Source organism: Micromonospora sp. NPDC005298 (assembly GCF_040607375.1).
Lineage (GTDB): Bacteria > Actinomycetota > Actinomycetes > Mycobacteriales > Micromonosporaceae > Micromonospora.
In genome coordinates, this window is sequence record NZ_JBEXGP010000021.1 from 48,233 (window position 1) to 61,447 (window position 13,215).

The following is a 13,215-nucleotide window of genomic DNA, read 5'->3' on the forward strand; positions in this document are numbered from 1 at the left end:
TCCCGTCCGGGCACCTTCGCGCGGGCCTGGGCCAAGGCGGTCTCCGGCACCAGTTACCTGCCGATGACGCAGGCGCAGCTCGAGGCACTGCTGCACCGGCTCACCGGCCAGCTGGCCGGCGCGCTGCTCGCCGAACCGTTCGACCTGCGTGCCGGGCACCGGGTGGGCGCCGAGCTGGTCGCCGCGCACATCGCCTCGGCGGAGGGGCTGGGCCGTACCGTCGAGGTGATCCAGCTCCGCTTGGTGCGCGACCTGGGCCTGGTGGCCGAGGACGTCGAGGACCGGATGGCCCGGCTGCTGGCCGCCGTGGCGACCGGTTACGCCCGCGCGTTGCGCGACCGGACCCTGGACGAGCAGGAGTCGATCCGCCGCGCCGCCATGATGGCGCGGACGCAGGCGGAGCGGGCGTTGCGGGCCAGCGAGGCGCGGTTCCGGCACCAGGCGACGCACGACCCGCTCACCGGCCTGCCGAATCGGACGTTGTTCACCGAGCGGCTGGCCGCCGCTCTCAACGAGCCGGGTCGCGGCGCGCAGCGGGTCGGGGTGTGTTTCCTCGACCTGGACCGGTTCAAGGTCGTCAACGACAGCCTGGGACACCAGGTGGGCGACCGGTTGTTGACGATGGTGGCCGAGCGGCTGTGCCAGGACCTGGGTGAGCACCTGGTGGCCCGGCTCGGCGGCGACGAGTTCGTCATCCTGGTCGAACGGACCGGCGGCACCGACGACATGGTGAAGGTGGCCGAGACGGCGTTGGCCGCGGTGGGCACACCGGCGCTTGTGGACGGACACGAGTTGCAGGTCTCGGCGAGCATCGGCATCGTCGAGCGCCAGGTGGCCGGCGCCAATCCGAGTGACCTGATGCGGGCCGCCGACGCCACCCTGCACTGGGCGAAGTCGGCCGGCGGGGCGCGTTGGGCCCTCTACGACGCCGAACGCAGCCGCCGGGAGCTGGCCCGGTACGCGCTCTCCGCGGCGATCCCGGCCGCGCTGGAGCGGGGCGAGTTCTACCTCGACTACCAGCCGCTGACCTCGTTGCGCGACGGGCGGCTGCTGGGTGTGGAGGCGCTGGTGCGGTGGCGCCATCCGGAGCTGGGGGTGCTGCGACCTGACAGCTTCATCGGGCTGGCCGAGGAGACCGGCCTGATCGTGCAGTTGGGTGGCTGGGTGCTTGCCGAGGCGTGCCGGGAGGCCGAGGCGTGGTCGGCCGGTGGCGTCCAGGCGCCCTTTGTGAGCGTCAACCTGGCCGTCCGGCAGGTGCACCGGCCCGGTCTGGTCCAGGACGTGCTCGCCCTGCTGCGGCAGACCGGGCTGCCACCGGAACGACTCCAGTTGGAGATCACCGAGAGCACGATGATGAGCACCGCCGAGGAGCCGGTACGCGCCCTGCGGGTGCTCGCCGACCTCGGTGTGCGGATCGCCATCGACGACTTCGGCACCGGTTACAGCAACCTGGCGTACCTGCGGGACCTTCCGGTGACGGAGTTGAAGGTCGCCGGGGAGTTCGTGGCCGGGCTGCGGTCGCCGGCGGTCGGGCGTACCGACGAGCGGATCCTGGCCTCGCTCGTCTCGTTGGCGCACGCCCTGGACCTGACGGTGACGGCGGAGGGTGTGGAGACCGCCGGGCAGGCCGAGCGGCTGCGGGCGATCGGCTGTGACGCCGCCCAGGGCTGGCACTTCGGCAGGCCGGCCCCCGCCGACCGCATCCTGGCCCGTATCCGCTGACCAGCGCCGCGAAACGCGGGGAGTAGACAGCGTCTACGGCTCGCTGGTAGACAGTGTCTATGAGCGAGGGGGACGCGAACCTCCGGGCCCGACTGGTGGCCGCCGGAGTGGACCTGGTGCTGCGCGAGGGCCAGTCGGCCGTGTCGCTGCGGGAGATCGCCCGCCGGGCCGGGGTCTCCCACGGCGCGCCGCGCCGCTACTTCCCCACCCACGTCGACCTGCTCTCCGCCATCGCCCGGGAAGGCTTCGCCGACCTCACCGCCCGGGTCCAGAACACACTGCGCGACGTCGACCCGGATCCGCGTACCCAACTGACCGCACTGGCCCGGACGTACCTGAACTTCGCCGCGGCGCACCGGGGCATGTTCGAGCTGATGTTCCGGCACGACCTGCTGAACAGCGGCCGGCTGCGGCTGCGCGAGACGAGCCTGCCGCTGTTCGCCGTCCTGGCCGACCTGGTGACCCAGGTACGCCAACCCGGCGACGCCCCCGCCCCGGTGCTCGCCGGCGCGCTCTGGGCCAACCTGCACGGCATCGCCCAACTCTGGGCCTGGGGCAGTCTGCCGCTGGCCACCGGCGCCACCGACGACGACGCCCTACTGCGCGCCACGCTCGACGCCCACCTCGGCCCCGCACCGCACCGACCCCCGGAGGACACGTGCCACTGCTGTACGACCTCAGCAAACTGACCGTCGGCACCGCGCTGCGGGCGGGCTGGCGACCCCGCGTGGAAGGGCTGGAACATCTGCCCCGACACGGCGGCGCGATCCTCGCCAGCAACCACCTGTCCGTCGCCGACGAGGTGTTCCTCGCCTGCCTGACACCCCGACACGTCACGTTCTGGGCCAAGGTCGAGTACTTCACCGGCCGGGGGCCGGGCGGCTGGGTCAGCCGGCGGATCGTCACCGGCATGGGCGCGATTCCGGTCAACCGGGCCGGCGGCCGGGCCGCCCTCACCGCCCTCGACGCCGCCGTGCCCGTCCTGCGCGGCGGCGGCCTCGTCGCCATCTACCCCGAGGGCACCCGCTCCCCCGACGGCCGGCTCTACCGGGGCCGCACCGGCATGACCCGACTCGCCCGCGACACCGGGGTGCCGATCATCCCGGTGGGTGTGCTCGGCACCGCCGAGGTGCTGCCCGTCGACGCGCGACTGCCCCGCCGACACCCGGTCGCCCTGCGGTTCGGCCCGCCGATCCCGGTCGCCGGCCGGATCGACGGGCCACGCGACATCCGCGTCGTCACCGACGAGGTCATGGCCGCGATCCAACGGCTGACCGACCAGGAGTACGTGCCGCACTACGCGCCGCCCCGGGCGAGCACCACCTGAGAAGGCCCGGCGGTCAGCTGGCGAGTATCCCCGCCATCCGCTGCGCCTGCGCCTCCCAGCGCCACTCCCGCTCCACCCACGCCCGACCCGCCGCGCCCAACTGACGGGCCAGGTCCCGGTCGGCGAGCAGCCGCGCCACCCGGTCGGCCAACTGGGCGACGTCCCGCCCACCGACCACGTAACCGGTCTCGCCCTCACGGACCGCGTCCGGCGCGCCCCCGGAGTCGCCGGCCACCACCGGCAGACCGGTCGCGGACGCCTCCAGGTAGACGATGCCCAGCCCCTCCACGTCGAGGCCCCGGTTACGGGTGCGGCACGGCATCGCGTACACGTCACCGGCCGCGTAGTGCGCCGGCAACTCCGCCGACGGCACCGAGCCGGTGAAGACCACGTCCCGTTCCACGTCGGTCTGCCGGGCCAGCTTCTCCAACGTCGCCCGGTACGGACCACCGCCGACGATCAGCAGCGCCGCGTCGGGCACCCGACGGCGGATCTCCGGCAGCGCCCGGATCAGCATGTCCTGCCCCTTGCGTGGCACCAGCCGGGACACGCACACCACCACCGGCCGGTCGGTCAGCCCCAGCCGGGCCCGGACCTGCTCACCGTCCACCGTGGGGTGGTACGTGTCCACGTCCACCCCGGGCGCCAGCCGGCGCAGCTCGGTCACCCCGTCCAACACCCGGGCCAGCCGGGTCCTCGTGTACTCGCCCAGGTAGGTCGTGACGTCCACACCCCGACCGATCCGGCGCAACGCCGGCCGGGCCGCCGGCACCGCCGCCCACCCCACCTCGTGACCGTGGGTCTGCGCCACCACCCGGCGTACGCCCGCCCGGCGGCGCAGACCGGCGGCGAGCAGCCCCAGCGGGGCGGCCGCGCCGAACCACACCGTGTCGCAGTCGTACGCGCGGGCCAGCCGGGCCGCCCTCCGGGCGATCAGCGGGGTCGGCAGCAGCACGCGGGTGCGTTCCCGGACCACCTCGAACGGCTGGTCGGCGTCGAACTTCGCGGCACCCCGCCAGCTCGACGCGTACACGACCACCGAACCGGCCGGCTGACGCAGGGCGAGGTTGTGCACGAAGGACTGGATGCCCCCGGGGCGGGGCGGAAAGTCGTTGGTGATCAGCAGCGTACGGCTCATCGGCCGGCCTCCCGGGCGTACGCGCGGGCGGCGGCCATCCGCTCCACGGTGGACGGATGCGAGGCGGAGTAGAGGTATTCCCAGCGCGGCGGGTCGGGGTCGCCCAGGTTGACCGAGCCGAGCCGACGCTGCATCGACTCGAAGGCCACCGGGTCGCCGGTGAGCGCGAGCGCGTGCGCGTCGGCGCGGGCCTCCACCCGGCGCGACATCAGCGCCTGCACCGGCGCGGCGACCAGCCCGGCCACCGTGACGAGGGCGAGCAGCAGCGGGAACGCGCGTGGGTGGGCCACCGAGTCGACGCCGGCCAGCCGCAGCAGCGGCCCCCACGAGCCGAGCAGGTAGAGCGCCACCACCGCCGCGGCGGCGCCCAGCGCCCCGGTGAGCGTGCCGACGGCCACGTCGGAATCCTTCGCGTGCCCCAGCTCGTGCGCCACCACGGCTGTCACCTCGGCCGGGGTCGCCTCGGTCAGCAGCGTGTCGTAGACGACCACCCGCCGGGTCGGGCCGAGACCGGAGACGTACGCGTTGACCGCCCTGGTGCGGCGGGAGGCGTCGGCGACGAGCACGTCGCGCACTGGCACCCCGTCGCGGGCGGCCATGCTCATCAGCTCGGTGCGCAGCGGACCCTGCTCCATCGGGGTGAACCTGTTGAACACCGGCTCCACCAGCACCGGCAGCACGAACGACAGCAGCACCACCAGCAGGGCGGCACCCGCCGCGCCGAACGCCCACCACCAGCGCGGCACGAACCTGATCACCGCGTAGAAGCCGAACAGCGCCACCGCGCCGATCACCGCGCTGACCGCGTACGACTTGAGCAGGTCGACGGCCCAGCCGCTCCAGCCGTTGGTGCTCAGCCCGTAGCGGGTGAGGACGCTCTGGCGCCAGACGGCGAACGGGAGGGTGACCAGGTCGGCGACGAGCACCACGACCAGCCCGCCGAGCACCGCCTGCGCGGCCCAGTGCCCGCCGAAGGGCCGGCCCACCAGCTCGACCAGGCGGCTGCCCAGCGGGGTGAGCCCGAGCGCGAGCGCGACGAGCAGGCCGACTGCGAGCGCGGTGTAGCCACCGGGGCGTAGGGCCGCGCGGAACTCCCGCCCCCTGGCCACCTGCTCGGCCGGCAGGTCACGCAGCGCGGCGAGCTGGTCGGCCCGGGGCGCGGGCGGCCGGTGCCACGGAATGAGCAGCGCGGCGACCACCACCAGCGCGACGGTCAACCCGGCCAGGGTCAGCAGCGCCCAGCCACGGGGGGTCACGCGGACACCGCCGTGCCGGCGACGCCTCTTGGTAGCCCGCTCATCCCGCCCGCTCCTCCCGCCGTGACCGCTCATCCTATGGCCCGCGGAAAGCCCTCTCTGGAGGTGGTGTCGCGTCAGGCGACCCGTCGTGCCGCGCCGCGGCCGGTGTCGCCGCGGCGCTCGGGCGCGGCAAGCACCTCCACCTCGAACCCGGCACGTGCGAGCACCTCGATCGCCTGGACCTCGGCGGCGACCAGCCCCGCAGCCGGGGACGTGTCGTCGAAGAGAGCGGCCAGCAGGCAGCCGGAACAGCCGTCACCCCGCCTCGCGCACCCGTCGCAGTCGATGAGCATCACGCCTCCTGATCGTTGGCGGAGCCCGGTCGACGCTTGTCGTCGCCACCCGAGCACCGTCGGTCACATCGACGCTAACCACCGGGTACGACAGAAACCCCGCCCGACCGCCCGTTGCGGCCGAGATCCACTCCAGATCAGCGAAATCGGGTATCCCGACCGCCAGGACACCCCCACCGTCGCCGACCCCGCGCCTGTCACACGACCACCGCGTTTGGCGCGGCGGCCGGTCGGGCAGAGCACGACGGTGGCCAGCAACGATGACGCGTCCGTCGTGGACTTTCACTCATCGCCGGCCCGACGCCGCAAGGCCCTCGCCGTCGTCACGGTGCTGGCGGCAGGGCTCCTCGTCACGTACGCGGCGATCGTCGACGAGCCGTGGTGGCACGCGCTGTTGCGGTTCGGTGGGATCGGCCTCGCCAGCGCGGCGGTGATCCGCTGGCAGCTACGCCGTCAGCCCCGGCTGCCCCTGCGGTTGACCGCGGAGTCGCTGCGCCTGACCGGGCCGGACGGCACCGCGCTCACCATCGACTGGACGAACGTGGCGAGCGCCCAGGTGCGGGGCGCCGTGGACCCGCGACTGGTTGTCCGGCCGCGCGACCCCGGGGAGACCCGGCCCCCGATGCGGCCCAACCAGTGGTCGACACCGGGGCGCGGACCGTACGAGTTGGTCGTCCAGCTCACCTGGATGATCCCGGACCGCCACGCCCTGCGCCGCGAGCTGGCCCGGCGACTCCCCGCCACCTGACAGCCGCACCCGGGGCGACCCTCGTTGTCGTCAGCCCTGCGCGTCCAGGTCACGCAGGGCGTAGCGGAGGTGCTGCCACTCCTCGGTGAAGATCACGTGGACGCAGTGCAGGACCGACACGTGCCGCTCGGGCCACCAGGCGCTCGGACGCTGCTCGGCCAGCAGCTCCGGTGTGGCGGTCGCGAGAAAGTCACGCAGCATGGCCTGCCGCTGCGCCCGCACCTCGAGGACCTCGTCGAAGGTGGGCTGCCCGGTGGCGAACACCGACATGTCGAAGCCGTCCGTCTCGTACTCGGCGTGCGACTGACCGAGCGGGTGGAACGGCCGCGGCAGCCGCAGGATCGCCTTGCCCAACCACACGTCGGAGGCGAACACCAGGTGGCGCACCGTCTGCGCGAACGACCACTCGCCATCGACCGATACGTCGGCGGCGCCCTCGGGCAGGGCGCGGACCCGGTCCACGGCCGCTGCCCAGGCCCGCTCGGTGGCCGCCAACGCCGCGCGGAGGTCGGCCGGGTCGGTGGCCCGCCTCAGCTCCCGGCCCGGGAACCGCCGGTCCAGCTCGGCCTCGACGAGCGGCACGACATCGACGCCGTTGACCACGAGCGTCGAGTCGGCCAGCCAGGGCGCGTCGATGTCCAGACCGGCCACCTCCACGCCGCGCATCACCGCACCGGCAAGCGTCGACCTGGTGAAACGCGCACCGCCCAGATCGCGGTCGACGAACACCGCGACGTCGTCCTGGCCCATCGTGACTCCCCTCCTAGGCGGTGCCGCGATGCTAGCGCCCCGGACCGACACGCGAGGGGCGACCGGCATGCACATCCGGCCGGGTCAGAGCGGGCAGCGGGTGCGCTCAGGAGCGGGCGAGGCGCCGCAGCAGCGAGTCAGCGCCCAACGGGTACGCCCCGTGCCGGCGTACCCCGTCGGCGACCTCGCGGTCGGAGGAGACCACGACCACCGGGCGGCCGGCCGGCTCGGCGCGGACCAGCCGCCGGATCAGCTCGTCGGCGGTCTCGCCCTTGCGGGAGAAGAGCACCCGCACGCCGCGCGGCGCGGGTGGCAGCCCGTGCATCCGCTCGGCGCCGTCGAAGACGACGGTCACCTCGTCACCGGTCTGCGCGGCGATCCCGCCCAGGCCGGTGATGAGACGCTTGCGCTGCTGTTCCAGGGACATCTCGCCGAAGCCGCGCTTGGTGACGTTGTAGCCGTCCACCACGAGGTGCGCCCGGGGCAGGGCGAGGAGCTGGTCCAGTCGGGCCGGGTCGTCGGTGTCGCGGGCGCGGGCGGCCGGACCGGCCGGTGCCGCGCCGGGCTGCTCGGCGAACGTGTCGGCGACGAAGTCGGCGGGGAGCTTGTCGACCGGGTCGAGCGCCAGCTCGCGGCGCAACCCGACGGCGGCCTGGCCGATGGTCTCCAGCAGCAGCCAGAGCCGGGCGTCGTCGACCGAACGTGCCTCCTTGGCGCTGGCCCGGGCGACTCCGGCGGCGGCCTCCGCCTCGGCCAGTCGGGCCCGGGCGCGGCGCAGCTCCGCGTCCACGTCGGCGCTGGCCCGCGCGGCCCGGCCGCGTTCGGTGGCCAGCAACTCGGTGGCCTTGCGCTCGCGGGCCTGGGTCTCCCGCAGGGTGCGGGCCGCCTGCCGGGACTCCTCGCGGAGCTGACCCAGCTCCTCACGGACCCGGGCCAGCTCGTCGCGGAGCTTCTCCGCCTCGACCCGGGCCACCGCCCGGTCGTGCTCGGCGCGGGTGGCCCGCTGCTCGGCCTCGCGGACCAGCTCGGCGACGACGGCGCTGTCCGCCTCGGCGCGCACGGCAGCGCCGCTGGCGTCGATCAGCTCCCGCCAGCCGCGCGGCCGGGCCAGGTACGCCAGCGCGGCCACCTCGACCGGATCGGCGGCGGCCGGCGCGGTGCCCTCGACGACTGCCGCGCCCAGGTCGCCGGAGTCGGTCAGGACCCGGGCGGTGACCCGCTGCCGGAACAGCGGGTCGGCGGTGAGCTGGGCGGCGATGGCCGGAGCACCGAGCCGGGCCCGCCGGTTGGGGGCGAACTTGGCCACCCGGCGCAGCGGCACCGGCACCTCGTCGGCGGGCAGGGTGGGCAGCACGGCGGCGGTCAGGGCGACGATCCGCTGCCGGACCGGCTCGGGGAGGCTGGGCTCGGGTTCGATCGAGGATTCGCCACCGGGGACCACCTCACCGCCCGGGTCGCCCACGGCACCGTCGCGCGCGACCGGATCCTCCTGCGGGAGGTGGTCGTCGTACGGCTCGGTGAGGGGCATGTGGCAAGTCTCCCACCGCGACCGGGCCCACCGCCCGGTGAGTGAGCCGATCTCTCATCCTACCCCCATGGTGGCTGGTGGGGACGTTGTGACAGGAGTGTCGGACCGGGGCGCTAGCGTGCCGCCGATGGCACAGGCGGAGTACGTCCAGGAGTCACTTGCCGGTCTCGACCCGGCGACGGGCGGGGTGGACCCGGCGCTGCCGCTCTACGCGACCACCTTCGTGGTGGTCGACCTGGAGACCACCGGCGGCGCGCCGGACGGCGGCGGCATCACCGAGATCGGCGCGGTCAAGGTGCGCGGCGGCGAGCAGTTGGGGGTGCTCGCCACCCTGGTCAACCCCGGGCAGCCGATCCCCCCGTTCATCACCGTGCTGACCGGGATCACCCAGGCCATGCTGCTGCCGGCGCCACCTATCGAGCAGGTGCTGCCGAGCTTCCTGGAGTTCATCGCCGACGCCGTGCTGGTGGCCCACAACGCCCCGTACGACGTGGGGTTCCTCAAGGCCGCCTGCGCGAAGCACGGCTACCGCTGGCCCAACCCCCGGGTGCTGGACACGGCGGCGCTGGCCCGCCGGGTGCTGACCCGCGACGAGGTGCCCAACCGCAAGCTGGGCACCCTGGCCGCGTACTTCCGCACCGCCACGCAACCCACCCACCGCGCGCTCGACGACGCGAAGGCCACGGTCGACGTGCTGCACGGGCTGATCGGCCGGCTCGGCGGGCACCGGGTGGACACGGTCGGCGACGCCATCGAGTTCGCCCGGGCGGTCACCCCGACCCAGCGTCGCAAGCGGCACCTGGCCGAAGGCCTGCCGAAGGTCCCCGGGGTCTACATCTTCCGCGCCGCCGACGAGCGGCCGCTCTACGTGGGCACCTCCGGCGACATCGCCACCCGGGTGCGCAGCTACTTCACCGCCGGTGAGAAGCGCGCCCGGATCTCCGAGATGCTGGCCGCGGCCGAGCGGGTCGAGGCGGTGGAGTGCGCCCACTCGCTGGAGGCGGAGGTCCGCGAGCTGCGCCTGATCGCCGCGCACGCCCCGCCGTACAACCGGCGGTCGAAGTACCCGGAGCGGGTGGTCTGGCTCAAGCTCACCGACGGTCCGTACCCCCGGTTGTCGATCGTCCGCGACCTGGCCCCCACCGACACCGCCTACCTCGGGCCGTTCACCTCCCGGCGGGCCGCCGAGCTGGCCGCCGCCGGTTTCCACGACGCGGTGCCGCTGCGCCAGTGCACGCACCGGCTCTCGTTGCGCACCGTCACGCCCGCCTGCGCGCTGGCCGAGCTGGGTCGCTGCCCGGCACCCTGCGAGCACCGGATCACCCCCGAGGAGTACGACGACAGAGCCGTCGCGCCGTTCCGCACGGCCACCGCCAGCGACCCGCAGCGGGTCGTGGACGCGTTGCTGGCCCGGATCGACGTGCTCGCCGGCGACCAGCGCTACGAGGAGGCCGCGGTGGTGCGGTCCCGGCTGGCCGCGGTGCTGCGCGCCACCGTGCGGATGCAGCGGCTGGCCGCGCTCACCGGGATCGCCGAGCTGGCGGCGGCCCGCCCGGCGGCCCGGGGTGGCTGGGAGCTGGCCCTGGTCCGGCACGGCCGGCTGGCCGGGGCGGGGGTCTCCCCGCCGGGTGTCCACCCGCGACCCACGCTCAGCGCCATCCGGGCCACCGCCGAGACGGTGGCGGGCGGGCACGGGCCGGTGCCGGCGGCCACCGCCGAGGAGTCCGAACGCATCCTGTCCTGGTTGGAACGACCGGAGACCCGGCTGGTGGAGATGTCGTCCGGTTGGTCGTCGCCGGTGGGTGGTGCGGCCCGCTTCCGTGACCTGCTGGCGAAGGCCGAGAACGCCCCGTCCCACCAACTCTCGACCGAACGCTCATGACCAAGTGACCGATCGGACTACGTCGACTCGCTTAGGCTGTTGGAGAAGTGCAGTCCTGCCCGATTCGTGGGCCCGCTCCCGGCTGCCGTCGACCGGCGTCGTCGAGCCGGGGTGAGGAGGTGTCCCTCGTGGACGTCGACGCCGGACACGGCGCCGCCCTGGGGGGCGCCCTTCCGACCCAGCCGGGTGAGCTGCCGCTCGCCCGCCGGCTGCGGTCACTGCTCACCTGGCCAACCACCGACTCCGACCCGGTCACCCAGCTGGTCCGCACCCACCGGGGCATCCACGCCGGCACCGACCCGGCGGTGCTGCGTCGGGCGTACACCATCGCGGAGAACATGCACCGCGGGCAGTTCCGCAAGAGCGGGGAGCCGTACATCACCCACCCCCTCGCGGTGGCGCAGATCTGCGCCGAGCTGGGGATGGACACCACCACCCTGGTCGCGGCGCTGCTGCACGACACGGTGGAGGACACCCGCTACACGCTCCAGGCGCTCTCGGAGGACTTCGGCGGCGAGGTGGCCCACCTGGTCGACGGGGTGACCAAGTTCGACAAGGCGTTCTACGGCAAGGCCGCCGAGGCCGAGACGATCCGCAAGATGATCGTCGCGGCCGCCAAGGACGTCCGGGTGCTGATCATCAAGTTGGCCGACCGGCTGCACAACATGCGCACCCTCGGTGTGCGCTCCGCGTCGTCGCGGGAGCGGATCGCCCGCAAGACGCAGGAGGTGCTGGTCCCGCTCTGTGACCGGCTGGGCATCCAGACCCTCAAGCGCGAACTGGACGACGTGGTGCTGCTGCACCTGGAACCCGACGAGCACGCCCGGCTGGCCCGGCACGTGCACGACCGGCCGGGCTGGGACGCGTACCTCGACTCGGTGGTCACCCGCGCCCGGGTGGCGCTGCGCCGCAGCCGCGTCGACGCCGAGGTGAGCCCCCGCCCCCGGCACCTCTACTCGATCTGGAAGGACACCATCGCCGGCGGCCACACCGCGCCGTACGACCTGCCGCGCATCGTGGTGGTGGTGGACGGCCCGGCCACCGACTGTTACGCCGCGCTGGGCGCGATCCACGGCACCTGGCGGCCCGTCGCCGGCCGCTTCAAGGACTTCATCGCCTCACCGAAGAACAACCTGTACCGCTCGCTGCACACGAGCGTCTGCGGCCCGCAGGACCGTACGGTGGAGGTGCTGATCCGCACCGAGGAGATGCACCGCTCGGCCGAGTACGGCATCGCCGCCGACTTCCGCTTCCCGCGTTCGGGCAGCAGCAGCGCGGCGGCGCGGGCCGAGCAGTTGGACTGGCTGCGCCGGGTGCTCGACTGGGAGCCGGACGCCGCCGACCCGGCACAGTTCTACGAGTCGCTGCGGTGCGACCTCGCCGAGGGGCAGATCCAGGTCTTCGCCGACGGGCGGCAGGTGGTGCTGCCGGCCGGCGCCACGCCCGTCGACCTCGCCTACGAGCTGGGCAACGACCGGGGCGACCACTGCCTGGCGGCCCGGATCAACGGTCGGCTCGCCCCGCTCAGTTCGGAGCTGGACGAGGGCGACGTGGTGGAGATCTTCACCGAGAACGACGGCGACAACGGCTTCGAGGCGGGCGTGGCACCGCGCGGCCCGCGCCGGGAGTGGCTGGGCTTCGTCAAGTCACCGCACGCGCAGATGCAGATCAACAGGTGGTTCGCGGAGCACACCGAGCCGGGCATCACGATCAGCGACAAGGTACGCCTCGGTCGGGCCACCATCGGGTTGGCCCTGCGCCAGCACAACCGGGGCCTGGCGAGTGACCTGCCGCTGCTGCGTCTCTCCGAGGAGTTGGGCTATCCCGACCTGGAGACCCTGCTCGTCGCGGTCTTCGACCGGGTGATCGAACCGGACACCGTGGTACGCCAGCTCATCGACCTGGTCGACCATCGGCAGTGACCGGGCCGGCCCCAGCGCGTCCGAAGGACATTCGTGACCACTAGCCTGGAGTCATGATCCCCCGCTCCCGCGTCACCGGCCGGGCCCTCTTCTACCAGGCCTTCTACCGGCTGCCCCTGCCGGTACGCCGGCGCCTGGTCAAGCTGGCGGTGCCGAAGTACATCGTCGGCGCGGTCACCCTGGTCCGCGATTCCGAGGCGACGGGCGCGGGCCGGTTGTTGCTGCTGCGCCAACCGCCCGGCAAGGGTTGGTCGCTGCCCGCTGGCCTGCTGAACCGCGGCGAGCCGCCGGTGGTGGGCGCGGCCCGGGAACTGTTCGAGGAGTCCGGCGTCCGGCTTGCCCCGTCCCGGTTGCGTCCCGCCGTCCCGAACGCCATCGTGCACGCCAAGGGCTGGGTTGACGTGGTCTTCGAGACGGAGGTGCCGGCGTCCAGCACCGAGCTGGTGGTCGACGGCGCGGAGGTCTTCGAGGCCGCCTGGCATCCGCTGGACGACCTGCCCAAGCTGAGCTGGTCGACGGCCCGACTGCTCGCCTACTACGACATCGGGCCGCTGGCCGGGCAGTTTCCGCCACCGGTGCCCGACGCCACGCCGTGAGCGGGACGGCC

General features: G+C 73.8%; 12 protein-coding genes. 7 read left to right on the top strand and 5 right to left on the bottom strand.

All coding sequences use genetic code 11. The features are described from left to right. Positions 1-63: 63 nt before the first annotated feature. From ABZS77_RS23910 to ABZS77_RS23920, 3 genes are read left to right on the top strand one after another with little or no spacing between them, the layout of a single operon-like run. Positions 64-1,722 carry a bifunctional diguanylate cyclase/phosphodiesterase gene (locus ABZS77_RS23910; protein ID WP_354826938.1) on the top strand — a complete coding sequence of 553 codons (1,659 nt, stop codon included), beginning with the start codon at positions 64-66 and terminating at the stop codon, positions 1,720-1,722. Positions 1,723-1,781: 59 nt separating this feature from the next. Further along, positions 1,782-2,411, top strand: a complete 630-nt coding sequence (locus tag ABZS77_RS23915; protein WP_354826689.1) for a TetR/AcrR family transcriptional regulator — start codon at positions 1,782-1,784, stop codon at positions 2,409-2,411. Beyond that, a complete protein-coding gene (locus ABZS77_RS23920) occupies positions 2,381-3,049 on the top strand; it encodes a lysophospholipid acyltransferase family protein (RefSeq protein WP_354826692.1) in 669 nt (222 codons plus the stop codon). Before ABZS77_RS23915 ends, ABZS77_RS23920 begins: the two co-directional genes overlap by 31 nt. 13 nt (positions 3,050-3,062) lie before the next feature. Here the strand turns inward: ABZS77_RS23920 and ABZS77_RS23925 are convergent, their stop codons facing one another. The 3 genes from ABZS77_RS23925 to ABZS77_RS23935 form a co-directional block, all read right to left on the bottom strand. After that, entirely contained in the window at positions 3,063-4,187 is a 1,125-nt protein-coding gene (locus ABZS77_RS23925; protein WP_354826695.1) for a glycosyltransferase family 4 protein, read from the bottom strand. Continuing rightward, entirely contained in the window at positions 4,184-5,443 is a 1,260-nt protein-coding gene (locus tag ABZS77_RS23930) for a M48 family metalloprotease (RefSeq protein WP_354826699.1), read from the bottom strand. Before ABZS77_RS23930 ends, ABZS77_RS23925 begins: the two co-directional genes overlap by 4 nt. A 116-nt stretch (positions 5,444-5,559) precedes the next feature. Beyond that, on the bottom strand, positions 5,560-5,778 hold the full coding sequence (locus ABZS77_RS23935) for a hypothetical protein (protein WP_354826701.1): 219 nt from the start codon (positions 5,776-5,778) through the stop codon (positions 5,560-5,562). Positions 5,779-6,025: 247 nt separating this feature from the next. Between ABZS77_RS23935 and ABZS77_RS23940 the strand changes: the two genes are divergently transcribed. Continuing rightward, entirely contained in the window at positions 6,026-6,526 is a 501-nt protein-coding gene (locus ABZS77_RS23940) for a hypothetical protein (RefSeq protein WP_354826704.1), read from the top strand. Positions 6,527-6,556: 30 nt separating this feature from the next. Here the strand turns inward: ABZS77_RS23940 and ABZS77_RS23945 are convergent, their stop codons facing one another. Both ABZS77_RS23945 and ABZS77_RS23950 read right to left on the bottom strand, forming a co-directional pair. Continuing rightward, entirely contained in the window at positions 6,557-7,276 is a 720-nt protein-coding gene (locus ABZS77_RS23945) for a DinB family protein (RefSeq protein WP_354826707.1), read from the bottom strand. Positions 7,277-7,382: 106 nt separating this feature from the next. Then, entirely contained in the window at positions 7,383-8,804 is a 1,422-nt protein-coding gene (locus ABZS77_RS23950; protein ID WP_354826710.1) for an NYN domain-containing protein, read from the bottom strand. Positions 8,805-8,931: 127 nt separating this feature from the next. Between ABZS77_RS23950 and ABZS77_RS23955 the strand changes: the two genes are divergently transcribed. From ABZS77_RS23955 to ABZS77_RS23965, 3 genes are all read left to right on the top strand, one after another. After that, a complete protein-coding gene (locus tag ABZS77_RS23955) occupies positions 8,932-10,686 on the top strand; it encodes a DEDD exonuclease domain-containing protein (RefSeq protein ID WP_354826712.1) in 1,755 nt (584 codons plus the stop codon). A 128-nt stretch (positions 10,687-10,814) separates the two neighbouring features. Beyond that, a complete protein-coding gene (locus ABZS77_RS23960) occupies positions 10,815-12,608 on the top strand; it encodes an HD domain-containing protein (protein WP_354826940.1) in 1,794 nt (597 codons plus the stop codon). 53 nt (positions 12,609-12,661) lie between these two features. Further along, the gene (locus tag ABZS77_RS23965; RefSeq protein ID WP_354826716.1) at positions 12,662-13,204 is read left to right on the top strand and encodes an NUDIX domain-containing protein; all 543 of its coding nucleotides are present in this window, start codon (positions 12,662-12,664) and stop codon (positions 13,202-13,204) included. Positions 13,205-13,215 lie beyond the last annotated feature (11 nt).